At 65.1% G+C, this 24,693-nt stretch carries 24 protein-coding genes; 21 read left to right on the forward strand and 3 right to left on the reverse strand.

What is annotated here, in order from left to right:
• Positions 1 to 67: 67 nt before the first annotated feature.
• The 4 genes from IC66_RS0105220 to boxB all read left to right on the forward strand — a co-directional run bounded on the left by IC66_RS0105220 (position 68) and on the right by boxB (position 4,818).
• Positions 68 to 886: an alpha/beta fold hydrolase gene (locus IC66_RS0105220; RefSeq protein ID WP_028139768.1), complete on the forward strand. Its 819-nt coding sequence runs from the start codon at positions 68 to 70 to the stop codon at positions 884 to 886.
• 18 nt (positions 887 to 904) lie between these two features.
• Positions 905 to 1,441: a DUF309 domain-containing protein gene (locus IC66_RS0105225; protein ID WP_038946899.1), complete on the forward strand. Its 537-nt coding sequence runs from the start codon at positions 905 to 907 to the stop codon at positions 1,439 to 1,441.
• 98 nt (positions 1,442 to 1,539) lie between these two features.
• The gene (gene boxC / locus IC66_RS0105230; protein WP_038946900.1) at positions 1,540 to 3,228 is read left to right on the forward strand and encodes a 2,3-epoxybenzoyl-CoA dihydrolase; all 1,689 of its coding nucleotides are present in this window, start codon (positions 1,540 to 1,542) and stop codon (positions 3,226 to 3,228) included.
• A gap of 153 nt (positions 3,229 to 3,381) precedes the next feature.
• Positions 3,382 to 4,818 (forward strand): benzoyl-CoA 2,3-epoxidase subunit BoxB, encoded by a 1,437-nt coding sequence (gene boxB, locus IC66_RS0105235; protein WP_038946901.1) that lies wholly within the window; start codon positions 3,382 to 3,384, stop codon positions 4,816 to 4,818.
• A 272-nt stretch (positions 4,819 to 5,090) separates the two neighbouring features.
• On the opposite strand, the gene IC66_RS0105240 is transcribed toward boxB, so the two are convergent.
• Positions 5,091 to 5,891 carry an SDR family oxidoreductase gene (locus IC66_RS0105240; RefSeq protein ID WP_038946902.1) on the reverse strand — a complete coding sequence of 267 codons (801 nt, stop codon included), beginning with the start codon at positions 5,889 to 5,891 and terminating at the stop codon, positions 5,091 to 5,093.
• 287 nt (positions 5,892 to 6,178) lie between these two features.
• Positions 6,179 to 7,237, reverse strand: coding sequence for a polysaccharide deacetylase family protein (locus IC66_RS0105245; RefSeq protein WP_028139773.1), 1,059 nt, complete (start codon positions 7,235 to 7,237; stop codon positions 6,179 to 6,181).
• A gap of 164 nt (positions 7,238 to 7,401) precedes the next feature.
• Between IC66_RS0105245 and IC66_RS0105250 the strand changes: the two genes are divergently transcribed.
• The 14 genes from IC66_RS0105250 to phoB all read left to right on the forward strand — a co-directional run bounded on the left by IC66_RS0105250 (position 7,402) and on the right by phoB (position 19,650).
• Positions 7,402 to 8,796: an OmpA family protein gene (locus IC66_RS0105250; RefSeq protein ID WP_028139774.1), complete on the forward strand. Its 1,395-nt coding sequence runs from the start codon at positions 7,402 to 7,404 to the stop codon at positions 8,794 to 8,796.
• A gap of 2 nt (positions 8,797 to 8,798) precedes the next feature.
• On the forward strand, positions 8,799 to 9,095 hold the full coding sequence (locus tag IC66_RS0105255) for a hypothetical protein (RefSeq protein WP_028139775.1): 297 nt from the start codon (positions 8,799 to 8,801) through the stop codon (positions 9,093 to 9,095).
• Between the two features lie 97 nt (positions 9,096 to 9,192).
• Positions 9,193 to 9,783 (forward strand): TetR/AcrR family transcriptional regulator, encoded by a 591-nt coding sequence (locus IC66_RS0105260; protein WP_038946903.1) that lies wholly within the window; start codon positions 9,193 to 9,195, stop codon positions 9,781 to 9,783.
• Positions 9,780 to 10,685, forward strand: coding sequence for a haloalkane dehalogenase (locus IC66_RS0105265; RefSeq protein ID WP_038946904.1), 906 nt, complete (start codon positions 9,780 to 9,782; stop codon positions 10,683 to 10,685). Before IC66_RS0105260 ends, IC66_RS0105265 begins: the two co-directional genes overlap by 4 nt.
• Before the next feature lie 12 nt (positions 10,686 to 10,697).
• Positions 10,698 to 10,925: an Rdx family protein gene (locus IC66_RS0105270; protein ID WP_038946905.1), complete on the forward strand. Its 228-nt coding sequence runs from the start codon at positions 10,698 to 10,700 to the stop codon at positions 10,923 to 10,925.
• 19 nt (positions 10,926 to 10,944) lie between these two features.
• The gene (locus IC66_RS0105275) at positions 10,945 to 11,376 is read left to right on the forward strand and encodes a GNAT family N-acetyltransferase (protein WP_038946906.1); all 432 of its coding nucleotides are present in this window, start codon (positions 10,945 to 10,947) and stop codon (positions 11,374 to 11,376) included.
• Between the two features lie 444 nt (positions 11,377 to 11,820).
• Positions 11,821 to 12,876, forward strand: coding sequence for a lysylphosphatidylglycerol synthase domain-containing protein (locus tag IC66_RS0105280; protein WP_028139780.1), 1,056 nt, complete (start codon positions 11,821 to 11,823; stop codon positions 12,874 to 12,876).
• 58 nt (positions 12,877 to 12,934) lie between these two features.
• Entirely contained in the window at positions 12,935 to 14,227 is a 1,293-nt protein-coding gene (locus tag IC66_RS0105285) for an ATP-binding protein (protein ID WP_038946907.1), read from the forward strand.
• Positions 14,228 to 14,377: 150 nt separating this feature from the next.
• Positions 14,378 to 15,391 (forward strand): phosphate ABC transporter substrate-binding protein PstS, encoded by a 1,014-nt coding sequence (gene pstS / locus IC66_RS0105290; protein ID WP_028139782.1) that lies wholly within the window; start codon positions 14,378 to 14,380, stop codon positions 15,389 to 15,391.
• A 140-nt stretch (positions 15,392 to 15,531) separates the two neighbouring features.
• A complete protein-coding gene (gene pstC / locus IC66_RS0105295) occupies positions 15,532 to 16,521 on the forward strand; it encodes a phosphate ABC transporter permease subunit PstC (protein WP_026201750.1) in 990 nt (329 codons plus the stop codon).
• A 4-nt stretch (positions 16,522 to 16,525) separates the two neighbouring features.
• Positions 16,526 to 17,377 carry a phosphate ABC transporter permease PstA gene (pstA, locus tag IC66_RS0105300; protein ID WP_028139783.1) on the forward strand — a complete coding sequence of 284 codons (852 nt, stop codon included), beginning with the start codon at positions 16,526 to 16,528 and terminating at the stop codon, positions 17,375 to 17,377.
• On the forward strand, positions 17,374 to 18,192 hold the full coding sequence (gene pstB, locus IC66_RS0105305) for a phosphate ABC transporter ATP-binding protein PstB (protein ID WP_028139784.1): 819 nt from the start codon (positions 17,374 to 17,376) through the stop codon (positions 18,190 to 18,192). Before pstA ends, pstB begins: the two co-directional genes overlap by 4 nt.
• Positions 18,193 to 18,203: 11 nt before the next feature.
• A complete protein-coding gene (gene phoU / locus IC66_RS0105310) occupies positions 18,204 to 18,920 on the forward strand; it encodes a phosphate signaling complex protein PhoU (protein WP_038946908.1) in 717 nt (238 codons plus the stop codon).
• A gap of 22 nt (positions 18,921 to 18,942) precedes the next feature.
• Positions 18,943 to 19,650 carry a phosphate regulon transcriptional regulator PhoB gene (gene phoB, locus IC66_RS0105315; protein ID WP_038946909.1) on the forward strand — a complete coding sequence of 236 codons (708 nt, stop codon included), beginning with the start codon at positions 18,943 to 18,945 and terminating at the stop codon, positions 19,648 to 19,650.
• A gap of 229 nt (positions 19,651 to 19,879) precedes the next feature.
• On the opposite strand, the gene IC66_RS0105320 is transcribed toward phoB, so the two are convergent.
• Positions 19,880 to 20,392 (reverse strand): GcrA family cell cycle regulator, encoded by a 513-nt coding sequence (locus IC66_RS0105320; RefSeq protein ID WP_028139786.1) that lies wholly within the window; start codon positions 20,390 to 20,392, stop codon positions 19,880 to 19,882.
• Between the two features lie 455 nt (positions 20,393 to 20,847).
• Here IC66_RS0105320 and IC66_RS0105325 point away from each other — a divergent pair, with 455 nt between their 5' ends.
• The 3 genes from IC66_RS0105325 to IC66_RS0105335 all read left to right on the forward strand — a co-directional run bounded on the left by IC66_RS0105325 (position 20,848) and on the right by IC66_RS0105335 (position 24,313).
• Positions 20,848 to 22,056, forward strand: a complete 1,209-nt coding sequence (locus tag IC66_RS0105325) for an aspartate aminotransferase family protein (protein WP_028139787.1) — start codon at positions 20,848 to 20,850, stop codon at positions 22,054 to 22,056.
• The gene (argF, locus tag IC66_RS0105330; protein WP_028139788.1) at positions 22,056 to 22,991 is read left to right on the forward strand and encodes an ornithine carbamoyltransferase; all 936 of its coding nucleotides are present in this window, start codon (positions 22,056 to 22,058) and stop codon (positions 22,989 to 22,991) included. The genes IC66_RS0105325 and argF overlap by 1 nt, the downstream gene beginning before the upstream one ends.
• A gap of 314 nt (positions 22,992 to 23,305) precedes the next feature.
• Positions 23,306 to 24,313: an Hsp33 family molecular chaperone gene (locus IC66_RS0105335; RefSeq protein WP_028139789.1), complete on the forward strand. Its 1,008-nt coding sequence runs from the start codon at positions 23,306 to 23,308 to the stop codon at positions 24,311 to 24,313.
• Positions 24,314 to 24,693: the final 380 nt, after the last annotated feature.

The raw sequence follows: 24,693 nt of genomic DNA on the forward strand, positions 1-24,693 counted from the left end.
CGTACGAGGAAAGACGTGGATGCCCGGGTCAAGCCCGGGCATGACGACGGAGAGAGAAGAGCGCGAAATGACCAACCTCACCCCCACCGGCTTCCTCAGCGTCGACGGCGCCAGCCTCGAATACAAATGGCTCGCGCCTGAGGCCGCGGACGCGCCGACCATCGTCATGCTGCACGAAGGGCTCGGCTCGGTCGGGCTCTGGGGCGATTTTCCCGAGAAGCTGCAGCAAGCCACCGGTGCCGGCATCTTCGCCTATTCGCGCGCCGGCTACGGCCAGTCGAGCCCGGTGAAATTGCCGCGGCCGCTGGACTACATGCAGCGCGAGGCGCTGGACGTGCTGCCGAAGCTGCTCGATGCGATCGGCTTCAAGCGCGGCCTGCTGCTCGGCCATTCCGACGGCGCCTCGATCGCAACGATCTATGCCGGCGCGCATCAGGACCACCGCCTGAGCGGCCTCGTGCTGATCGCGCCGCATTTCATCGTCGAGGACATCTCGGTGGAATCGATTGCCGCGATCAAGACCAGCTTCGAGACCACGGACCTGAAGGCCAAGCTGGCGCGCTGGCACAAGGACGTCGACAACGCCTTCTACGGCTGGAACGGCGCCTGGCTCGATCCGAAATTCCGCGACTGGGACATCTCGGAATACCTGGCCTATATCCGCGTACCCATCATGGTCCTGCAAGGTGCTGGCGACCAATATGGGACATTGCGTCAGGTCGAAATTGCGCAGGAAGAGTGTTACTGTCCGATAGATTTTAAAGTCATTTCAGACGCGGGCCATTCCCCGCATCGTGAAGCGCCGGGGGCGACGCTTGACGCGATTGAGCAATTTGCAAAAGCGGCCCTGCGCGACGATCAGGGACTCGGGGTACGCGCCGCATGATTATGCGGAGGCACATCCATGAATGTGCCTTCACATGCGACCGGCCAATTGCCCTGGCCGCAATGGGCCTATGTGCCGGGCGAGACCGGCGCCGTCGAGGCCGATGACGAAACGCTTCGCTTGGCCAAGGCGCTGGTGCCATCGGCCTTTCGCGGCTATGTGCCGGCGCGTCATCCGGCGTTGCGCTACGGGCTCGCGCTCAACGACCGCGGCTATTTCTGGGAATCGCAGGAGGTGCTGGAGGCGGTGTGGGCCGCCGCGCCGCAAGGCGGCCGCGAACGCATCCTGCTGCGCGCCTGCATCCACATCGCCAATGCCAATCTGCGTTTGCGCATGCAGAAGGCGCATTCGGCCGCGCGCCTGTTCGGCGACGCACTGACCGAGCTGCGCGCGTTGAGCGCGCGCAAGGTCGCCAGCGGCGGCGACGGTTTCGTCGAGAGCTTTCCGGTCGCGGCCCTGGTGGCGCTGCTCCGGGCCAAGATCGGCCGTCCGCAGCTCGCGAAGGCCGACTGGATCGCGCTTGGTGCGATTGTGCGGTCCTGGCCGGCTGCATGAAACAAAGTGCATGCGCTGGCGGTTAAGGGCTAGACGCACCCAAAAAGATGCACTATTGTGCATCTAACGGTAAACCAAAACGAGCTCAAGGGTGGCCCATGGCCGGGGAAGATCGGCGCCTCGCAGGCGGCGCGACATTCATCGATTTCCAGACCGAACCGTCCCGCTACCGGCACTGGAAGCTCGCGGTCGAGGGTGACGTCGCGACGCTGACCATGGACGTTGACGAGAATGGCGGCCTGTTCGAGGGCTATCTGCTCAAGCTCAACTCCTACGATCTCGGCGTGGACATCGAGCTGGCGGATGCGGTCCAGCGGCTGCGCTTCGAGCACCCCGAGGTGAAGGTCGTGGTGATGCGCTCGGCCAAGAACCGGGTGTTCTGCGCCGGCGCCAACATCCGCATGCTCGCGGGCTCCACCCATGCCCACAAGGTGAACTTCTGCAAGTTCACCAACGAGACCCGCAACGGCATGGAGGATTCGTCCGAGAATTCCGGCCAGCGCTTCATCACCGTGGTGAACGGCTCGGCCGCCGGCGGCGGTTATGAGCTGGCGCTTGCGACCGACCACATCATCCTCGCCGACGATGGCGCTTCCTCGGTGGCGCTGCCCGAAGTGCCGCTGCTCGCGGTGCTGCCGGGCACCGGTGGCCTCACCCGCGTGGTCGACAAGCGCAAGGTGCGCCGCGACCATGCTGACTTTTTCTGCACCATCGAGGAGGGCGTGAAGGGCAAGCGCGCCGTGCAATGGCGCCTCGTCGACGAGATCGCGCCGAACTCGAAGCTCGAAGGCAAGATCGCCGAGCGTGCCAGGGAGTTCGCTGCGGCCTCGAAGCGCAAGGGCAGCGGCAAGGGCATCGCGCTGACACAGCTCAAGCGCGCGATCGACGCGACCAGCATCCGCTACGGCTTCGTCACCGTCGATATCGACCGCACGGCCCGCATCGCCACCATCTCCATCAAGGCGCCGGAGGCCGCAGCACCCGCCGATATCGACGGCATGATGGCGCTAGGCGCGTCGTTCTGGCCGCTCCAGGTCGCGCGTGAGCTCGACGACGCCATCCTGCACTTGCGCATCAACGAGCTCGAGATCGCCATGCTGGTGTTCAAGAGCCATGGCGACCGCGCTCATGTGCTCGCGCACGACGCCTTCCTCGAAGCCAACAAGGCGCACTGGCTGGTCAACGAAATCCGCCACTATTGGAAGCGCGTGCTCAAGCGCATCGACGTCACCTCGCGCACGCTGGTGACGCTGGTCGAGCCCGGCTCCTGCTTTGCCGGCACCTTGGCCGAACTCGTCTTCGCCGCCGATCGCTCCTACATGCTGATCGGCACGCGCCAGGGCGACAACCGTCCGCCGCCGTCGATCGAGCTCTCCGCCATGAATTTCGGCCCGTATCCGATGAGCCACGGCCTGACGCGGCTGGAGTCGCGCTTCCAGGCCGATCCGTCGGATGTGGAGCGCGCCGAAGCCACGATGGGCACCGCGCTCGATGCCGAGCAGGCCGAGGAGCTCGGCCTCGTCACCTTCGCGCTCGACGACATCGACTGGGACGACGAGGTCCGCGTGTTCCTGGAGGAGCGCGCCAGCTTCTCGCCGGACAGCCTCACCGGCATGGAAGCCAGCCTGCGCTTCGTCGGCCCGGAGACGATGGAATCGAAAATCTTCTCGCGCCTGACCGCGTGGCAGAACTGGATCTTCCAGCGCCCGAACGCCGTCGGCGAGGAAGGCGCGCTGCGCCGCTACGGCAGCGGGCAGAAGCCGAAATTCGATATGACGCGGGTGTAACGACTTTCGTGTCCCGGGCGCGCTGCGGCACGAAGTGACGCTGCGCAGAACCGGAACCCAGACGGACGAGACAATGGGTCCCGGCTCAGCAGCGCACCGCTTCGCGTTGCGCAGCGTCCGGGACAAGAAACAAGGAGCACGGCCATGAACATCATGAACGTCGACTACTCGACCAAGATTCCGAACAACGTCAATCTCGCCGAAGATCGCCAAGTGCTCAAAGCGCTCGAGGGCTGGCATCCCGGCTACATGGACTGGTGGAGCGACATGGGGCCGGAAGGTTTCCAGGAGTCGCTGGTGTATTTGCGCACCGCCTATTCGGTCGATCCGCGCGGCTGGGCCAAGTTCGACTACGTCCGCATGCCCGACTATCGCTGGGGCATTCTGCTTGCCCCGCAGGAAGAGAACCGCGTCGTGCCGTTCGGCGAGCATTATGGCGAGCCGGCCTGGCAGGAAGTCCCGGGCGAGCATCGCGCCATGCTGCGCCGTCTGATCGTGATCCAGGGCGACACCGAGCCGGCCTCGGTCGAGCAGCAGCGTCATCTCGGCAAGACCGCGCCCTCGCTCTACGACATGCGCAACCTGTTCCAGGTCAATGTCGAGGAAGGCCGCCACCTCTGGGCGATGGTCTATCTGCTGCAGAAATATTTCGGCCGCGACGGCCGTGAGGAAGCAGATGATTTGCTGCGCCGCCGCTCCGGCGATGCTGATGCCCCGCGCATGCTGGGCGCCTTCAACGAGGCGACGCCGGACTGGCTGTCCTTCTTCATGTTCACCTATTTCACCGACCGCGACGGCAAGATGCAGCTGCACAGCCTCGCGCAGTCCGGCTTCGATCCGCTGTCGCGCACCTGCCGCTTCATGCTCACGGAAGAAGCGCACCACATGTTCGTCGGCGAGACCGGCATCACCCGCGTCGTGCAGCGCACCTGCGATGCGATGCGCGAAGCCGGCATCACCGACCCGACCGACATAGCAAAGGTCCGCGCGCTTGGCGTGATCGACCTGCCGACCATCCAGAAGAAGCTGAACCTGCACTACACGCTGTCGCTTGATCTGTTCGGCTCGGAGGTCTCGACCAACGCGGCCAACGCCTTCAATGCCGGCATCAAGGGCCGCTATCACGAGACCCAGATCGAGGACGATCACCAGCTCAAGAACGCCACCTATCCGGTGCTGAAGTTCATCAACGGCGAGATCAAGCTGGTCGACGAGCCGGCGCTGACCGCGCTCAACATGCGCCTGCGCGACGATTACAGCCAGGATTGCGTCAAGGGCATGCTGCGCTGGAACAAGGTGATCTCGACCGCGGGCTACGACTTCAAGCTGACCCTGCCCAACGTCGCCTTCCACCGCCACATCGGCGAGTTCAAGGACGTGCGAGCGACGCCCGACGGTCTGTTGATCGACGACGCCACCTGGGCCAAGCGCAAGGACGAGTGGCTGCCCTCGACCGCCGACGGCGACTTCATCACCTCCCTGATGCAGCCCGTCACCGAGAGCGGCAAGTTCGCCTCGTGGATTTCGCCGCCGAAGGTCGGCATCGACAACAAGCCCGGCGATTTCGAATACGTGAAGATCGAGTCGTAGGCGCGGCCTCATCCTCAACTGTCATCCCGGACAAGCACACGCCCGGCAACGCATAGCGTTGCCGGGCGTTTGTGCAGATCCGGGACCCATAACCACAGGGCGAGGTCCTAGCGCGAGCAGGCAACCACGAGTCTGCGCCAAACTCCTCCCTGTGGTTATGGATCCCGGATCTGCTCTCGCTTTGCTCGCTTGTCCGGGACGACACTAAATATGGGGTGAGGGCGTCGCATCTATCAGCTAGCGCACTCTCTCGCTTGGTCCCCCCGGTTCTGCTACCCCGCGATCTCCAGCCCGGCATTCGCATACACCACGCCGCCATCGACGGCGATGGTGTTACCGACCACGTAGTCACCCGCACGCGAGGCGAGATAGATCGCCAGCCCCGCCATGTCCTCGTCGGTCCCGATCCGACGCGCCGGAATGCGCTTTGCGACTTCTTCCGAATGGTCGCGCGCGGCCCGGTTCATGTCGGATTTGAACGCGCCCGGCGCGATCGCGGTGACGTTGATGTTGTCCTTGATCAATTTCGTCGCCATGCGCCGGGTCAGGTGGATCACGGCGGCCTTGCTGGCGGCGTAGGAATAGGTCTCGCTCGGATTGACGAAGATGCCGTCGACAGAGGCGATGTTGATCACCTTGGCCGGACGTTCCGGACTTGCAGCCGCGCGCAGTGGCTTGGCCAGCGCCTTGGTCAGGAAGAACAGCGACTTGACGTTGAGGTCCATCACCTTGTCCCAGCCGCTTTCGGGGAATTCGTCAAACTCCGCGCCCCAGGCTGCACCCGCATTGTTGACGAGGATGTCGAGCTTCGGCTCCAGCTTGATGATTTCGCCGGCGAGCCTGTCGCAGCCTTCGACAGTCGAGATGTCGATCGGCAGCGCGATGCACTCGCCGTCATATTGCGCAGTGAGCTCCTTGGCGGTGGCCTCGCACGGCCCCGCCTTGCGCGCGGTGATGTAGACCTTCGCAGCGCCGGCGCTGAGATATCCCGCCGCGATCATCTTGCCGATGCCGCGCGAGCCGCCGGTCACCAGCGCGACGCGGCCTTTGAGCGAGAACAGATCGTTGAACATGATGCCTCCCTGGGTTGGCAATGTTTTGGGCGGGGAGGGAAGGGGAGTCAAGGAAGGCCGCGCGTGGAGGAGATGGGAGTGTGGCGCGACGGCGGTCCAACCTACTCGGTGTCGTCCCGGACAAGCGTAAGCGCAGATCCGGGATCCATAACCACAGGGAGATGTTTGGCGAAGATTGGTTGTTCGGTACGTCTACCAACCGCAATCGATGGATCATGCGGTATGGGTCCCGGATCGGCGCGCGCTTTGGGCGCGCTTGTCCGGGACGACAGCGGAGATTGCAGCGGCTACGCCGCCGCGATCCGGCGGAAACCGTTCCACATCGCGGTCGCGGCGCCAGAGGTCAGCACCGGCAGGATTCGCGCGTCCTGGTAGTTGCCGTTGAGCGAGACGCGCGGCAGCGCCGTCATGTGGGCGGCATTGTCGGCGAACAGCATGCCGGGCCGCGTCGTTACCGCGGTCTTGAAGCCCGCCGTTGCAGCAAGGCCGAATTCGCGCATCCCCGCGGCCTCGCGGTCGCCATAGGGATAGGCGAGATGCAGCACGGGCCGCTGCAGCGCCTGCTCGATCCGTGCGCGGCTCGTGGCGATCTCCTGCGCGGCGACGTCTTCGGCCAGCTTGGCGAGGTTGCAATGGCTGACGCTATGCGCGCCGATCGTGACCAGCGGATCGGCGGCAAAGCTCTTCACCTCGGCCCAGGACAGGCAGAGGCTGCGGCACAGCGCTTCCATGTCGACGTCGTATGTCGTGCAGAGCGCCTCGATCTCTCGCGCCAGATCGTGCTCGCCCGGTAGCGCGCGCAGCCAGTCGTGCAGGCGGTCGAACGTTGCCTGCTTGGCCGCGGGGGTCGTCGCATCGAGCCGCAGCGCGGAATGGCCTACTCTGACGTCGACCTGCTCGGTCTTGGCGATCACGGCCTCCAGCGCCGCCCACCACAGCCGTCCAGTGCCCTCGGCAAAATCGCTCGCGACATAGACCGCCAGAGGCGCGTCAAATTCGCGCAGCACGGGCAGCGCATAGTCCAGATTATCGCGATAGCCGTCATCGAGGGTGAAGGCGGCGAAGCGGCGGTCGAACCGGCCCTGCACCAGCCGCTCATGCAGCTCGTCCATGCTGACGATGTCGATGTCGCGCGAGCGCAGATGGCACAGCGTCGCGCGCAGGAATTCGGGGGTGACTTCGAGATGCCGGTTCGGCTGGAACGCGGCCTCGCGGGCCGGGCGCACGTGGTGCAGCATGAAAATGGCGCCGACGCCCGACAAAAGCGGGCGCAGCAGGTGGTGCGCCCCGCTGAAATAGAGTGCTCCCAGCCCGGCGCGGATGACGTTGTTACGCAGTTGTTTCATGACCCGCTGGCGGACTCTGGCATTCCGCTTTCAACTTACGGAAGAACCCTTGAAGAAAAAGTTATTCCGATTGTCCGGGTGGGGCCTTCGCAAGGGCACCATTTCCGGTTTGACAGCCTGCCAAGGGTTTGTTTTGTCTCCGGTTCCAGAGTTCGGGTCGTCGAATGAAGAAGCTTTTTACGTGGGCCAGCAAATGGTGGCCGGGGCTGATCCCCTTGGCCGTCATGTGGGGATTTGCGGCCTGGAATAATACCTTACCGGTCGAAGCCGACCTGTCGGCGCGCAGCTCGGCTGCGCTGAAAGATACCGTTCTGGACAAGACCCGGATCGCGGTCGATGGCCGCGATGTCAGCCTGGCCGCGGACGCCTTCTCCGAGGAGGGGCGGCGGGATGCCGTGATGGCGGTCGAGACCGTCCCCGGCGTCCGCCTGGTCGACGACCGGACCCGCCTTGTTCCCGAGGCCAAGCCCTTCGTCTGGAACGCCGAGCGCGACGTGGTGCGGGTGACGCTGTCAGGCTCCGCGCCCTTGCCGTCGATGAAGGGCCGGCTGACCGAGGCGGCCCGCAAGGAGGTCGGCGGCGTCGAAGTGGCCGACCAGATGGGGCTGGCGCGCGGTGCGCCGCCGCGGTTCGAGGCCGCAGCGACGCTGTTGCTGGACCAGATCGGCAAGCTGAAGGACGGCAAGATCACGATCACGGACACCAAGGTCAATCTGTCGGGCATGGCGCGCGATCTCGGTGGCCGCGAGGCGATCGTGGCCGCGCTGAAGAACCTGCCCGAGGGCTTTTCGATTGCCGCCAACGACGTCAAGGCGCCGCCCTATATCTTCCAGGCCTACAAGGATCCGGTCGCCGCGACCGTGACGCTGACCGGCTATGTTCCCGACAACACCATCCACGCGGCGATCGCCACCAGCGCCGCGCGAAAATTCTTCACCGAAAAGGTCGTCGACAATCTCAAGGCCAGCATCGGTGCGCCCGGCTCCTTCAACACCGCGGTGATCGCAGCCCTCGGCGCACTGTCGCGACTGTCGACCGGCACGCTCGTCGTCTCCGACCGCGAGGTGAAGCTGTCGGGCGATGCGCTCTACGAGGGCGCGGCCAACGACATCCGCGCAGGCCTCGGCAAGGACTTCCCGAAAAACTGGCAGTACAAGCCGGAGATCACCGTGAAACCGGCGGCAGGCCCGGTCGACGGCACCGTGTGCCAGCAATTGTTCTCCGAGCTCCTGGCCAAGGGCAAGATCCGCTTCGCAGCCAAGCGGGCCGACATCGATCCGGATTCCGCCGCCATCCTCGATCATCTGATCGAGACGGCGCTGCGCTGCCCGACCACCAATGTCGAGGTGGCCGGGCATACCGATGCCGACGGCGAGGACGGCTTCAACCGGGCTCTCTCCGAGAAGCGCGCACAGGCGGTGATCGACTATCTGGTCAAGGCCGGCCTGCCCGCCAGCCGCTTCACCGCGGTCGGCCATGGCAGCACGCAGCCGCTCGCCGGCAACGACACCGACGAAGGCAAGGCGCAGAACCGCCGTATCGAATTCCTGGTGAGGTGACGATGCCCTATCTCGTCTCGTTCCATCTGGGCTGGCTGATCGGCTCGCTGCTGCTGGGCTTTTGCATGGGCTGGATCTCGGTGGTCCAGCGCGGCAACGGCACCTCGAAGGTGACGGCGCGCTGGCTCGCCGCGCTTGCTGCCGCCCTGGTCGCGGCCTCGTTCGCACGCGTCGTCCCCGGCCGCTTCGGCTACTGGCTCGACCTCGGCCTGATCATGTTCGCCTGCTACCTGGTCGGCTGCACCATCGGCGCCTGGCTGCGCGACCGCGTAGTCTCGCGCAGCATGCGGACCGGCTGAAGCTCCGCCGCCAGGCCCCTTTCTGTTCGGACACGTCGTCGAGAGAGACGTCAAACGCTGCGCTTGACAATAATACGTACGTACGTATTATTCCTCCATGCCCAAACCCTCACTCAAAGACGCCATCCTCGACGCCGGTCTCAAGGTCATGTTCCGGACCGGCTATCACGGCACCAGCGTGCGCGATGTCACCACTGCGGCAGGCGCCCCGCAGGGGTCCTTCACCAATCATTTTCGCTCCAAGGAAGCGTTCGCCTCGGAGGTGCTCGATCGCTATTTCGAGATCACGAAGGGATTGGTCGCGGAGGCTCTTGAAGACGCCTCGCTGACCCCGCGGGCGCGGCTCAAACGCTATCTCGACATCATCACCGGACGGCTCGAAGCCGACGGCTACGGACGCGGCTGCCTGATCGGCGATCTCAGCCTGGAAGCGGCCGGCAGCAGCGAGATGCTGCGCACCCGCCTTGCCGAAATCTTTGCCGAATGGCGCATGCCCTTCGCTGCCTGCATCAGCGAGGCGCAGAGAAGCGGCGAGATCGATCCCGAATTCGAGCCGGAGGAGCTTGCCGATTTCCTGCTCGCGTCCTGGCAGGGCGCGATCCTGCGCATGAAGGTCGACCGCACGTCCAAGCCGCTCGAGCGTTTCAAGTCCATCGCATTCAAGACCGTCTTCAAGGAGCCGACATGAGCCAGCAAGCCGAGATCCAGATCCGAAGCGCTTCCGTGCTGGGAAGCACGATGGCGTATCGCGACACAGGTGCGCAGGATGCGCCGGTCGCGCTCTTCCTTCACGGTAATCCGACGTCGTCGCATATCTGGCGAAACATCCTGCCGCTGGTGGCGCCTGTGGCGCGTTGCATCGCGCCCGATCTCGTCGGTTTCGGCCGGTCCGGCAAGCCCGACATCGCCTACCGCTTCTTCGACCACGTCCGCTATCTCGACGCGTTGATCGAGGAACTCGGCATCAGCTCGGCCTATCTCGTTGCGCAGGATTGGGGCACGGCGCTCGCATTTCATCTCGCGGCGCGCCGGCCGGCCTTCGTGCGCGGCCTCGCCTTCATGGAGTTCATCCGGCCGATGCCGACCTGGCAGGATTTCCACCAGGCCGAAACTGCGCGCCAGGCTTTCCGCAAGTTCAGGACGCAAGGCGACGGAGAGGCCATGATCTTGGAGGCGAACGCCTTCGTCGAACGCGTGCTGCCGGGCGGCATCGTGCGCACCTTGAGCGACGACGAGATGGCGCCTTATCGCGCGCCCTTTCCGACCCCGGACAGCCGCCGTCCCGTGCTTGCCTTGCCTCGGGAATTGCCAATCGCCGGCGAGCCCGCCGACGTCTATGAAGCGCTTCGATCGGCTCATGCGTCGCTCAAGGCGTCCGCATATCCGAAGCTGCTGTTCGCAGGCGAGCCGGGCGCCATCGTCGCCCCCGAATTTGCCGAGACGTTCGCTGCCTCGCTGAAGCACTGCGCGCTTGTCCGCCTCGGGCCCGGCCTGCACTATCTCCAGGAAGACCACCCCGACGCGATCGGTCGTTCCGTTGCCGGCTGGATCGCCGGCATTGAAGCGGTGCGTCCCCAGCTTGCGGCCTGAAGGAGGACGAGATTGTCCGACGTAACCATCATCTATTGCCGGCCGTGCGGCTACGAGAAGCGTGCCAAAGAGGCGGCCGTGGCGCTGCGCCGGCAGCTAGGGCTGGAATCCGATCTCGTCCCCGGCAAGGGTGGCGTCTTCCAGGTCAAGCTCGGTGACCGGATCGTCGCCAGCCGCAGCAAAGGACATTTTCCTGACGGCGACGAAATCGTCGCTGCCGTCACCGCCGCGCGGGACTGAGCCGGGGAGGGTCTTCGCGATGTCGATTGTCTGGGCCGACGATCTCGCCGGGATCGACTGGAATGAGCTATCCGAGCTCTATCGCATCGCGCCGCTCGGCAACAAGGCGCCGGCCGATCTCGCGCTGGTGTTCGGCAACAGCATGTTTCGCGCCTTCGCCAATGAGGATGGTCGCATCGTGGGGGCGGGACGCGTCCTGGCCGACGGCCGCGACTGCGCCTATCTCTGTGACATCGCGGTGCACCCGGACCGCCAGGGGCGAGGTCTCGGCCGCGACATTATCGAGCGTTTGCTTGTGCGTTGCCGCGGCCATCGCAAGGTCATCCTCTACGCCGTCCCGGGCAAGGAAGGATTTTACGAACGCCTGGGCTTCAGGCGGATGACCACGGCCATGGCGATCTTCGAAGACCAGGCCGGAGCCTATGGTCGCGGCTATTTGACCGCGCCTTGAGGCCGCGCCCGGGGCCCGCGACCTTCCGGCGCATCGGACACCCCGTGAACGACGCCGGGATTGCCCCCTCTTTCAACGGGCCGGCGCGGTCCATAGATTGACGCGGTCCATAGATTGACGTCGGCTTAAGGCGTGCAGGAACATTGTGCGGCCGAAATCATCAAAACTTCATGGCGCCTGCGCAGGATCGCCATGGAGATTCGCCTCAAGTCCTGCCGCCGAAGGCGCCAAACCGTGCATCAGGAGCCCGCAACCCTGCCTAAAATATTGAATGCACGTGTTTTTGTTCGAATTGGCGAATTCCACTCCGCCCCAAAACGCGCTAGTGGAGGGCAGGGGGGCATGCGCGATACCGGAGCCGGCGGCGAGGGTTCGTTGAGTGCCTGTGCGTCGTCCGCCTGTTCGCCGGCCACCCTGGCCGCTGAAGCGTTGTTCGAGGTCTAGATGCTGGAAGCCATACGCAGGGCGATGTCGTTTCTGCGCCAGAAGCAAGTCCTGCATAAGCTTGGCGTTGTGATCAGCGTCGCGGTCATCGGCATCGCTTGCTATGTGCTCTACCACATGCTGCGAGGCATCGATTTCAACGAAGTCCTCGAAGCGATCAAGAGCACCGAGCCGACCCAGATCGCGATGGCGGCGCTGTTCGTCACCGCGGGCTATTTCACCCTGACCTTCTACGACCTGTTCGCCGTGCGCGCGATCGGCCATGCCCATGTGCCCTATCGCATCAACGCGCTCGCGGCCTTCACCAGCTATTCGATCGGCCACAATGTCGGGGCATCCGTCTTCACCGGCGGTGCGGTGCGCTATCGCATCTATTCGGCCTACGGGCTGAACGCGATCGACGTCGCGAAGATCTGCTTCCTCGCCGGCCTGACCTTCTGGCTCGGCAATGCCGCCGTGCTCGGCCTCGGCATCTCCTATCATCCGGAGGCAGCCGCCTCGATCGACCAGCTGCCGCCCTGGCTGAACCGGGCGCTGGCACTGATGATCATCGTCGGGCTGGTCGGCTATGTGGTCTGGGTCTGGACCCAGCCGCGCGTGGTCGGCCGCGGGCCCTGGACCGTGGTGCTGCCGGGCGGCCCGCTGACGCTGCTGCAGATCGCGATCGGCATCGTCGATCTCGGTTTCTGCGCGCTCGCGATGTATGTGCTGGTCCCGGACGAGCCCAATCTCGGCTTCGTGGTGGTCGCGGTGATCTTCGTCTCGGCCACCCTGCTCGGCTTCGCCAGCCACTCGCCCGGCGGGCTCGGGGTGTTCGACGCCGCCATGCTGGTCGGTCTCTGGCAGATGGATCGCGAGGAACTTCTGGGCGGCATGCTGCTGTTCCGCGTCCTCTATTATCTGTCGCCCTTCGTCATATCTGTAATCTTGCTGACGTTTCGCGAAGTTATCATCGGCGCACGATCGAAGCGCTTGCAGCAGGCGGCGCTCAAGCTCGACCCCGGCCCGGCGCGTGAAGCCGCTTATGTGAGAGAGCGCAGCGACAGCGGTGCCTGACGGCGCCAAGCCTTATTTGGACAGGCCTTCAGACAAGCCCCAGGAGAAGTCCGCCCCGATGGCGATCGACGCCCCATCTTCTCCCTCCGCGCAGCCCTGGTCCGACCGGCTGCGGCATTCGACCGTGATCCTGATCGCCGCGGCGCTGGCGCTGTCCGTCGTCGTCTCGCTCGGCGAATTGTCGGCGCTGCACGCCGCCATCGTGTTCCTCTGTATCGCGGCGGCCGCGCTGATCCCGTGGCGGCTGCACGATCCCGCCGCGTCGCGCGACGACGTCAGGCGCATCAACCCGGTCGAGAGCGCGGCGGTGGCCGCCGTCGTCGCCGGCATGCCGGATCCGGCGGTGCTGCTCGACCGCGCCGGCCGCGTCATCCACCTCAACGCCGCCGCCGCCCAGCTCGCGCCGGCGCTGCGCCGGAACGAGCTCGCCCAGTTCGCGCTGCGCTCGCCGGAGATCATCACGGCGCTGCGCGAAGCGATCGCGACCACCGAGCCGCGGCGCGCGACCTATCTCGACCACGTCCCGGTCGATCGCTGGATGGAGCTCATGATCACGCCGGTGCCGGTGCCGACCAGCTTCGGCGGCGCCGACAAATGCATGCTAATGACCTTCCACGACCAGACGCCGCTGCGCCGGGTCGAGGAGATGCGCGCCGACTTCGTCGCCAATGCCAGCCACGAGCTGCGCACGCCGCTGGCCGCGCTGTCGGGCTTCATCGACACGCTGCAGGGCCAGGCCAAGGACGATCCCAAGGCGCGCGAGCGCTTCCTCGGCATCATGCACAACCAGGCCACCCGCATGGCGCGCCTGATCGACGATCTGTTGTCGCTGTCGCGGGTCGAGCTGTCGGCCCATGTCCGGCCCGACACCCTGGTCGATTTGCTGCCGATCATCCGCCAGGTCGCCGACGGGCTCGAGCCGCTGGCGCGCGAGCGCGAGGTCGAGGTCGAGATCCATCTGCCGGATAGTCCGGTGATGATCGCGGGCGACCGCGAGGAGCTGCTCCGCCTGTTCGAGAATTTGATCGAGAACGCGCTCAAATACGGTGCCTCCGGCGGACGCGTCATCGTGTCGCTGACCTCAGCCGCAGCCACTGATGGAACTCAGGAAATCCGGATCATGGTCCGCGATTTCGGCCCCGGCATCGCGCCCGAGCACCTGCCGCGGCTGACCGAGAGGTTCTACCGGGTCGACGTCGGCGACAGCCGCTCGCAGGGCGGCACCGGGCTCGGATTATCGCTGGTGAAACATATTCTTAACCGCCATCGCGGCCGGCTTTTGATCGAAAGTGTGCCCCGGCAGGGCGCCACTTTCACCGCCTGTTTTCCCCAGGCCAAGACTTTAGTTTAGATCTAGAACTCAAGCGATTCCAATCGCTTGAGGGTGTCATCCGACTGTCACGAAACCTTCGTAAAAGCACAGCCGACCGCTCCTAAAGGGGCGGCGCGGGGAGCGCGATCGGGCGCTGATGGCGCTTCGCTCCCCTGTATGGAGACCAGCATGAATTTCCTCAAGACGATCGTCGCTGCCGGCTTGGTCGCCGCATCGGCGACAGCGGCCTTTGCTGCCGACATCACCGGCGCCGGCGCCACGTTCCCGTTCCCGATCTATTCCAAATGGGCTGACGCCTACAAGAAGGAGACCGGCAACGGTCTGAACTACCAGTCGATCGGTTCCGGCGGCGGCATCAAGCAGATTCAGGCCAAGACCGTGACCTTCGGCGCCAGCGACGCGCCGCTCAAGGCCGAGCAGCTCGAGAAGGACGGCCTCGTGCAGTGGCCGATGGTGATGGGGGCCATCGTCCCCGTCGTCAACCTCGAGGGCGTGAAGCCCGGCGAGATGGTGTTCGACGGCGAGACGCTCGCCAGCATCTATCTCGGCAAGATCACCAAGTGGGACGACGCCGCGATCAAGAAGCTCAATCCGAACGTGAAGCTGCCTTCGGAAGCCATCACCGTGGTCCGCCGCTCGGACGGCTCGGGCACCACCTTCAACTTCACCAACTATCTCGCCAAGGCCAGCGCGGACTGGAAGAGCAAGGTCGGTGAGGGCACCGCGGTCGAGTGGCCGGTCGGCGTCGGCGCCAAGGGCAACGAAGGCGTGTCGGGCAACATCAGCCAGACCAAGAACTCGATCGGTTACGTCGAGTACGCCTATGCCAAGCAGAACAAGCTGACCTACACCGGTCTCGTCAACAAGGCCGGCAAGCCGGTGCAGCCGACCGTCGAAGCCTTCCAGGCGGCCGCTTCCAACGCCGACTGGGCCAAGGCGCCCGGCTACTACGTCATCCTGACCGACCAGCCCGGCGAGAAGTCCTGGCCGATCACGGCGGCGACCTTCATCCTCATGCACAAGGACGCCACCGACAAGGCGGCCTCGCAGGAAGCCATCAAGTTCTTCCGCTGGGCCTTCAAGAGCGGCGGCAAGGCGGCTGAAGAGCTCGACTACATCCCGATGCCCGAGGGCGTCGTGACCCTGATCGAGAAGACCTGGGCTGCCGAGATCAAGAGCTAAGGTGCTCCTGTCCCGGACGCCGCGCCGGGACCCGCGAGACTTCCGCTCCGGATCGGCGTGCGCCGCGTCCGGAGCGCGAGACCGACAAAAAGACTGACAACAAGCGTATATAACGGGCACAGGGGATCGGCGTGGCAGAGATGGCCGTTCAGAGCGATGTAATCGACGACGCCGGACCGTATGACCGCGCCAAGGCCTTGAGCGCGTTCAAGCTCGGCGACGTCACCTTCTACTGGATCACGCGGCTGTCCGCGATCTCGGTGCTGCTCATCCTCGGCGGCATCATCGTCTCGCTGATCGTCGGCGCGTTCCCGGCGATGAAGGAATACGGCTTCTCCTTCCTGTGGACACAGCGCTGGGCGCCGTCGGCCGATCCGCCCGTGCTCGGCGCGCTCGGACCGATGTACGGCACGCTCGTCACCTCCTTCATCGCGATGCTGATCGCCATTCCCGTCGGTCTCGGCATTGCGATCTTCCTCACCGAGCTCTGCCCGCAATGGCTGCGCCGCCCGATCGGCATGGCGATCGAGCTGCTCGCCGGCATTCCCTCGATCATCTACGGCATGTGGGGCTTCTTCGTGCTGGGCCCGTTCCTGGCCAACACCTTCCAGCCCTTCATGATCAGGATATTCGACGGCGTGCCCGTGCTGGGCGCGATCTTCGCAGGTCCGCCGTCCTATCTCAGCACGTTCAACGCCGCGCTGATCCTCGCCATCATGGTGCTGCCCTTCATCACCTCGATCTCGGTCGACGTGTTCAAGACGGTGCCGCCGGTGCTGAAGGAGGCCGCCTACGGCGTCGGCTGCACCACCTGGGAAGTCGTCCGCAGCGTGGTGATCCCCTACACCCGCGTCGGCATCATCGGCGGCGTCATGCTGGCGCTGGGCCGCGCGCTCGGCGAGACCATGGCGGTGACCTTCATCATCGGCAATTCGTTCCGCATCTCCTCATCGATCTTCGCGCCGGGCACCACGATCTCGGCGGCGATCGCATCCGAATTCGCCGAGAGCGACGGCCTGCACCAGTCCGGCCTGATCCTGCTCGGCCTCTTGCTGTTCGTGCTGACGTTCTTCGTGCTGGCCGCAGCGCGGCTGATGCTGATGCGGCTGGACAAGAAGGCGGGGAAGTAACGTCATGGCGCTCAATCCGATCTATTCGCGTCGTCGCCGCAAGGACATCGTCATCCGCGGGCTCTGCTTCGCCGCGGCCGCCTTCGGCGTCACCTGGCTCGCGCTGATCCTGATCACGCTGCTCTTCAACGGCCTGGCCGGCCTCAATCTTGAGATCTTCGTCGCGGATACGCCGCCGCCGGGTTCGACCGAAGGCGGCCTGCGCAACGCGATCGTCGGTTCGATCATCATGACGTTGATCGGCGTCGGCATCGGCGCGCCGCTCGGCCTGTTCGCCGGCACCTACCTTGCCGAATACGGCCGCAACGACCGGCTGACCTCGGTGATCCGCTTCATCAACGACATCCTGCTCTCGGCGCCCTCGATCATCATCGGCCTGTTCATCTATGGCGCGGTGGTGGTGCCGATGCGTGGCTTCTCCGCGATCGCGGGCGCGCTCGCGCTCGCCGTCATCGTGATCCCGGTCGTGCTGCGCACCACCGAGGACATGCTGCTGCTGGTGCCGAATCCCCTGCGCGAGGCGGCCTCGGCGCTCGGCCTGCCGCGCTCGCTGGTGATCAAGCGTATCGCCTATCGTGCGGCCCGGTCGGGCCTCATCACCGGCGTGCTGCTCGCCACCGCCCGCGTCGCCGGCGAGACCGCGCCGCTGCTCTTCACCGCGCTGTCGAACCAGTTCTTCAGCCTCGGCCTGAACAAGACGATGGCCAATTTGCCGGTCACCATCAACAACTTCGTCCAGAGCCCCTACGCCTATTGGAAGCAGCTCGCCTGGAGCGGCGCGCTGCTGATCACGCTCACCGTGCTTGCCCTGAACATTGGCGCGCGCATCCTCGGCGCCGAGAGGACTGCAAAATGACCGACCTGTCCGTTTCCATGAGTTCCAACGCTCATCTGGCCTCGCAGCCGCTGCCGGAAGCCCCGGCCAAGGTGACGGTGCGCAATCTCAACTTCTATTACGGCGAGCACCACGCGCTGAAGAACATCAACCTGACGCTGGGTGCCAACCGCGTCACGGCGTTCATCGGCCCGTCGGGCTGCGGCAAGTCGACCCTGCTGCGCATCTTCAACCGGATGTACGACCTCTATCCGGGCCAGCGCGCCACCGGCCAGCTCATGCTGGACCAGACCAACATCCTCGACCCCAGGCTCGACCTCAATCTGCTGCGCGCCCGGGTCGGCATGGTGTTCCAGAAGCCGACGCCGTTCCCGATGACGATCTACGAGAACATCGCCTTCGGCATCCGCCTCTACGAGAAGATCTCGAAGTCCGAGATGGACGACCGCGTCGAGAAGGCGCTGCGCGGCGGCGCGCTGTGGAACGAGGTCAAGGACAAGCTCAACGCCTCCGGCCTGTCGCTCTCCGGCGGCCAGCAGCAGCGCCTGTGCATCGCCCGCACCGTCGCGGTGCGGCCCGAGGTGATTCTGTTCGACGAGCCCTGCTCGGCGCTCGATCCGATCTCGACCGCCAAGGTCGAGGAGCTGATCCAGGAGCTGTCCGAGAACTACACGATCGCGATCGTCACGCACAACATGCAGCAGGCGGCGCGCGTCTCCGACAAGACCGCCTTCATGTATCTCGGCGAGCTGATCGAGTTCGACGACACCAGCAAGATCTTCACGTCGCCGAGCGACCGGCGCACGCAGGATTACATCACCGGCCGGTTCGGCTGAGGAGACGCGACATGGGTACTGAACATACCGCAAAAGCTTTCGACACCGACCTCCAGGAGCTCACCCGCCTGGTCGCCGAGATGGGCGGCATCGCCGAACGCATGATCGTCGATTCCGTCGGCGCGCTGATCCGCCGCGACGTCGCGCTCGGCCAGCGCGTCGTCACCATCGATGCCGAGCTCGACGCGCTGCAGAAGCGCATCGAGGAACGCGCGGTGCTCACCATCGCCCGCCGCCAGCCGATGGCGGTGGATTTGCGCGAGATCGTCGGCGCCATGCGCGTTGCGACCGACCTCGAGCGCATCGGCGACCTCGCCAAGAACATGGGCAAGCGCGTCGCCGCGCTGGAGACCGACTTCCATCCGCTGAAACTGTTCCGCGGCCTGGAGCACATGACCGACCTCGTGCAGCAGCAGGTCAAGTCGGTGCTGGACGCCTATGCCGCACATGATCTGCCGGCGGCGATGGCGGTGTGGAAGGGCGACGAGGAAGTCGACGCGATCTGCACCTCGCTGTTCCGCGAGCTCCTCACCTACATGATGGAGGATCCGCGCAACATCTCGTTCTGCATCCATCTGATGTTCTGCGCCAAGAACATCGAGCGGATCGGCGACCACGCCACCAACATCGCCGAGACCGTGTTCTACATGATCGAAGGCCAGGCGATCACCGACAAGCGGCCGAAGGGCGACATGACCACCTTCGCCACGACGGTCCCGAATACCTGAAGACTCAAGGAGCGACGACCCGATGGGCGCACGCATTATGGTGGTTGAGGACGAGGAAGCTCTCACCGAGCTGCTTCGCTACAACCTCGAAGGCGACGGCTATGACGTCGAGACGGTGATGCGCGGCGACGACGCCGACACCCGCCTCAAGGAGCACATCCCGGACCTGATCGTGCTCGACTGGATGCTGCCGGGCCTGTCGGGCATCGAGCTGTGCCGGCGGCTGCGGACCCGTTCCGACACCAAGCAGCTGCCGATCATCATGCTCACCGCGCGCGGCGAGGAGAGCGAGCGGGTGCGGGGACTTGCGACCGGCGCCGACGACTACATCGTCAAGCCGTTCTCGGTGCCGGAGCTTTTGGCGCGCGTGAAGGGCCTGCTTCGCCGCGCCAGTCCTGAGCGACTCGCGACAGTGCTGGCCTATGGCGACATCGAGCTCGACCGCGACAAGCGTCGCGTGGCGCGCTCGGGCCGGCCGATCGATCTCGGTCCGACCGAATATCGCCTGCTGGAGTTCTTCCTGGAGCATCCGGGCCGCGTGTTCTCGCGCGAGCAGCTGCTCGACAGCGTCTGGGGCCGCGACATCTACATCGACGAGCGCACCGTCGACGTCCATATCGGCCGCCTGCGCAAGCTGCTCAATCTCGGCCGCGAGCAGGACCCGATCCGCACCGTCCGCGGCGCCGGCTACGCGCTCGACGATCGGTTCGCGAAGGCGGAGCAGACGTAAGGTTTGCAGGCGTTGGGGTTTGGTGGGCTGCCGCCACATTCTCCGGTGTCGTCCCTGCGAAAGCAGGGACCCATAACCACAGGCAGTGGTTTGGCGAAGACTCGGAGTGACCATCTCGCGCAACAACAGCGCCCTGTGGTTATGGATCCCCGCGTTCGCGGGGATGACACCGAGTTGGTTGAGGCGCCGTCGTGTGACGGCTGCCGTCTTTGCGATCAGCTAAATCCGCTCACCGCGGACCCGGCTTTGCCGGGGCACGCCGGCGATCCGCCGCCGGCTGATACGCCACGCGCGAGTGCTGGGCGCAGTAGGGCAGGCCGGACAGCGCCCTGCCGCCGCAGAAGAAGAAATCCGGGCTGGAGGGATCGCCGACCGGCCAATGGCAGGTGGCCTCGTTCAGCTCGAGCAGCGACAGCCGCTGGCTCATTGGCACCACGTTGTCGTAGGTGACCGGTTCGGCCTCCACCTCGACCTCGAAGGCCTGCGCCAGCGCGGTGTTGCCGCGCGCAATGGGGCGGGTCACCCGCATCATGTGCTGCGCGGGACGCGCCTTGCGCGGCCGGGGCGCTGCCGATGAAGGGCTCTTGGCACGGCCGGACAGACCGAGCCTGTGCACTTTGCCGATCACGGCATTGCGGGTCACATTGCCGAGTTCAGCTGCGATCTGGCTGGCCGAAAGTCCGGCCTCCCAGAGCTTTTTCAGCTGCTCGACGCGATCGTCGGACCAGGTCAAAACCGTCATTGCACCCTTTCCCTCGCTACGCGCCGCCATCCTGGGGCCTCGCAGCGATTGCCTAAGCCTTCAAAAACCCGTGCCGTCAGAATCCCTTAAGGCTCGCCGGGCGCGTGACTGACGCCCGAACGTTTACGCCGGTACAAGAGGACTCTTGGGATCAGAACCGCTGCACGAGATGTCGTATCTGACAATCCAAACGCTACAATATGGCGTGACTCCCGCGCAAGAGTCCGCCGACTCGCTTCCACATGTTCCGTGGTGAAAACCCGCAAAATCGGCACCGCAAGACTACGGATTCAGCGTTTCGCGAGGCTTTCCGGGCGGCATTGACACCCGTCTTGCCAGGCATAAGATAGTCGCGCGTGCCGCCCTTAAAAGGCGGCACGTTTCGTTTTCCGGGCCGGTCGATGGTGCGTTGCGCAATGCACGCGTCACACCGTCCGCAACATTCAAGTGACATCATGACTAACAGCGCAGCGCCGCATTTGCTCCCCGTTTTCGCCAGAGCCGACCTCGGCTTCGAGCGCGGCGAAGGCTGCTGGCTGATCGCGACCAATGGCGATCGCTATCTCGATTTCACCTCGGGCGTGGCTGTGAATGCGCTCGGCCATTGCCACCCGCATCTGATCAAGGCGCTGCAGGAGCAGGCGACGAAGCTCTGGCACATGTCGAACCTGTTCCAGAGCCCGGATGGCGAGAAGCTCGCCAACCGGCTCTGCAACGAGAGCTTTGCCGACTTCGTGTTCTTCTGCAATTCGGGCGCCGAAGCGCTGGAGGGTGTGATCAAGCTGGTCCGCCATCATCACTTCTCCAAGGGTCATCCGGAACGTTATCGCATCATCACCTTCGAAGGCGCCTTTCACGGCCGTACGCTGGCGACGCTCGCCGCGACCGGATCTGCAAAATATCTCGAAGGCTTTGGCCCGCCCATGGATGGCTTCGACCAGGTGCCGCATGGCGATATCGAGGCCGTCAAGAAGGCGATCGGCCCGCACACCGCCGGCATCCTGATCGAGCCGATCCAGGGCGAGGGCGGCGTGCGCTCGGCAACGCCGACCTTCCTCAAGGCGTTGCGCCAGCTCTGCGACGAGAAGGGCCTGCTGCTCGCCTTCGACGAGGTGCAGACCGGCATGGGCCGCAGTGGCGATCTGTTCGCCTATCGGCGCACCGGCGTCACGCCGGACGTGATGTCGCTGGCGAAGGCGCTTGGCGGCGGCTTCCCGATCGGCGCGGTGCTGGCGACCGCGGATGCGGCCGCCGGCATGGGCCCCGGCTCGCACGGCTCGACCTTCGGCGGCAATCCGCTGGCGATCTCCGCGGCCAATGCGGTGCTCGACGTCATGCTCAAGCCCGGCTTCTTCGACCACGTGCAGAGAATGTCGCTGCTGCTGAAGCAGAAGCTTGCCTCCGTGATCGACCGTCATCCCGATGTCGTCAGCGAAGTGCGCGGCGAAGGCCTTCTGATCGGCATCAAGGCCGTGGTGCCCTCCGGCGATCTGGTCGCGGCACTGCGTCACGAAAAGCTGCTCACCGTCGGGGCCGGCGACAATGTCGTGCGTTTCCTGCCGCCGCTGATCGTGACCGAAGCCGAGATCGAGGACAGCGTCGGGCGGCTTGAGCGCGCCTGCGCCGCAATCTCGTCCAGCCAGACCAAGCGGGCGGCAAGCTGATGAGCAAGTCCCCCAATAAAACTCCAAAGCACTTCCTCGATATCAACGAGCTGCCGCTGTCGGAGCTCAAGCGCATGCTTGCAGCTTCGTCCGCGATGAAGGCGAAGCAGAAGGCGCAGCAGCCGGTCAGGCCGCTCGAAGGCAAGACGCTGGCGATGATCTTCGAGCGCCCGTCGACCCGGACACGCGTGTCGTTCGACGTCGCGATGCGTCAGCTCGGCGGCGAGCCCATCATGCTCACCGGTGCCGAGATGCAGCTCGGCCGCGGCGAGACCATCGCCGACACCGCGCGCGTGCTGTCGCGCTATGTCGATGCCATCATGATCCGCATCCTCAACCACGACGCGTTGCTGGAGCTCGCGGCCAACGCCACCGTGCCGGTCATCAACGGCCTGACGCGGCGCTCGCATCCCTGCCAGGTGATGGCCGACCTCATGACCTATGAGGAGCATCGCGGCCCGATCGAGGGCAAGACGGTGGCCTGGACCGGCGACGACAACAACGTGCTGGCGTCCTGGGCTCACGCCGCCGAGCGCTTCAAGTTCCAGCTCAATGTCGCAACCCCGCCGGAGCTCGCGCCGAAAAAAGCGATGCGCGACTTCATCAAGGCGACCGGCGCGCCGATCATGCTCGGCACCGATCCGGAGGCCGCCGTGCGCGGCGCCGACTGCGTCGTCACCGACACCTGGGTGTCGATGGGCGACAAGGAAGGCGAGCATCGCCACAACGTGCTCAAGCCCTATCAGGTCAACGGCAAGCTGATGTCGCTGGCCAAGCCCGACGCGCTGTTCATGCACTGCCTGCCCGCCCATCGCGGCGAGGAGGTCACCGATGAAGTGATCGACGGTCCGCAATCGGTCGTGTTCGACGAGGCCGAAAACCGCCTGCATGCGCAGAAGGGCATTCTGGCCTGGTGTTTTGACGCGGTGAAGTAGCTTCGCTGGAGGCCCGGCGATCACCTCACATACGGTGTCGTCCCGGACAAGCGCAGCTTCTGGCAACGCGTAGCGTTGTCCAGAACGGAGCGCCGATCCGGGACCCATAGCCACAGGACTGAGTTTGGCGAGGACTCGGAGTTGTCAGCTCGCGCCATCACGTCATCCCGTGGTTATGGATCCCGGGCTCGCGCTTCGCGCGCCCCGGGACGACACCGAGTTTGAGGTTGCTTCGTTCAGTTCGACTTGTATCCGGAACATACCACCGCCGCCGCCCCCTTCCATTTCCGCCCTCCGACCCCAGATAACGCCCCATGGTTTCCCAATCCCCTGAGATGAAAGCCGGCCCCGAAGGCCCGGTTCGCGCGCCATCAGCGGTTCCGATCGATGACGCCGTGTTGCCCTACGAGGTCGACGCGCTCGACGTGCGCGGGCGCCTGGTGCGGCTTGGCCCGGCGCTCGACGAGATCCTGACCAAGCACGATTATCCGGCGCCGGTCGGCAAGCTGCTCGGCGAGGCCATCGTGCTGACGACGCTGCTCGGCACCGCGCTGAAATTCGAGGGCCGCTTCATCCTGCAGGCCCAGACCGACGGCCCGGTGTCGTTCCTGGTCGTCGACTACATGGCGCCGGATCGCCTGCGGGCCTATGCGCGCTTCGATGCCGCGCGTCTCGGCGATACCAGGGATTCCGGCACGCTGCTCGGCCGCGGTCATCTCGCCATGACCATCGACCAGGGCCCCGACATGAGCCGCTACCAGGGCCTGGTCGCGCTCGACGGCGGCAGCCTGGAAGACGCCGCTCACGAATATTTCCTGCGCTCCGAGCAGATCCCGACGCGCGTGCGCCTCGCGGTCGGCGAGGAGTGGCGTTCGAACGACGGCGGCAAGCATCGCTGGCGCGCCGGCGGCATGCTGATGCAGTTTCTGCCGAAGGCGCCGGAGCGCGCGCGGCAGGCCGATCTGCATCCCGGCGATGCCCCCGATGGCGTCGAGGTGCACAGCGTTGCCGAAGACGATGCCTGGGTCGAGGCGCGTTCGCTGATCGAGACCGTCGAGGACGTCGAGCTGATCGATCCCGAGCTCTCCGGCGAGCGGCTGTTGTTCCGACTGTTTCACGAGCGCGGCGTACGCGTGTTCAATCCGATGGTGCTCAAGGCGCAATGCTCCTGCTCGCGCCATGCGGTCGCCTCGATGCTGAAGAGCTTTTCGCCCGACGATCGCGCGGCGATGGTGAAGGACGACAAGGTCGTCGTCACCTGCGAGTTCTGCTCGTCGGTGTACGATTTCACGCCGGACGAGGCCGGCGTGGAGGACGCGTAATTCGCAGGCGCTTGGCGAGCTCTCGTAGCTTCGTAAGGTGGGCAAAGCGAAGCGTGCCCACGATCTGCGTGTGACTGGGAGAATTCGTGGGCACGTCGCGCAAGAGCGCGCCTTTGCCCACCCTACGGCACCGCGCCTGTGTCGCCCTCTGTCAATCCTTGTCACCAAAAATATTCCACTTTGCCGAAATTCGGTTTCGGCGTATGAATTGCGCATCCCGGCTCACCAAGAGGGGCGATCATGTGTCGTCACGCATCGAGAGCCGGGCTTGCGGTGGACGCGGCAGCGTCGGCACGAGAGGTGCGGGCAGGGCGGGTAGTCCCTGTGAGTCCGAGGCTTCGTGCAGACGACGGCGCTGCTAGGCTTCGTCTCGTCTGTAA

Origin of the sequence: Bradyrhizobium genomosp. III, assembly GCF_000261705.1 — a bacterium.
In the GTDB taxonomy this organism is placed as follows: Bacteria; Pseudomonadota; Alphaproteobacteria; order Rhizobiales; family Xanthobacteraceae; genus Bradyrhizobium; species Bradyrhizobium ottawaense.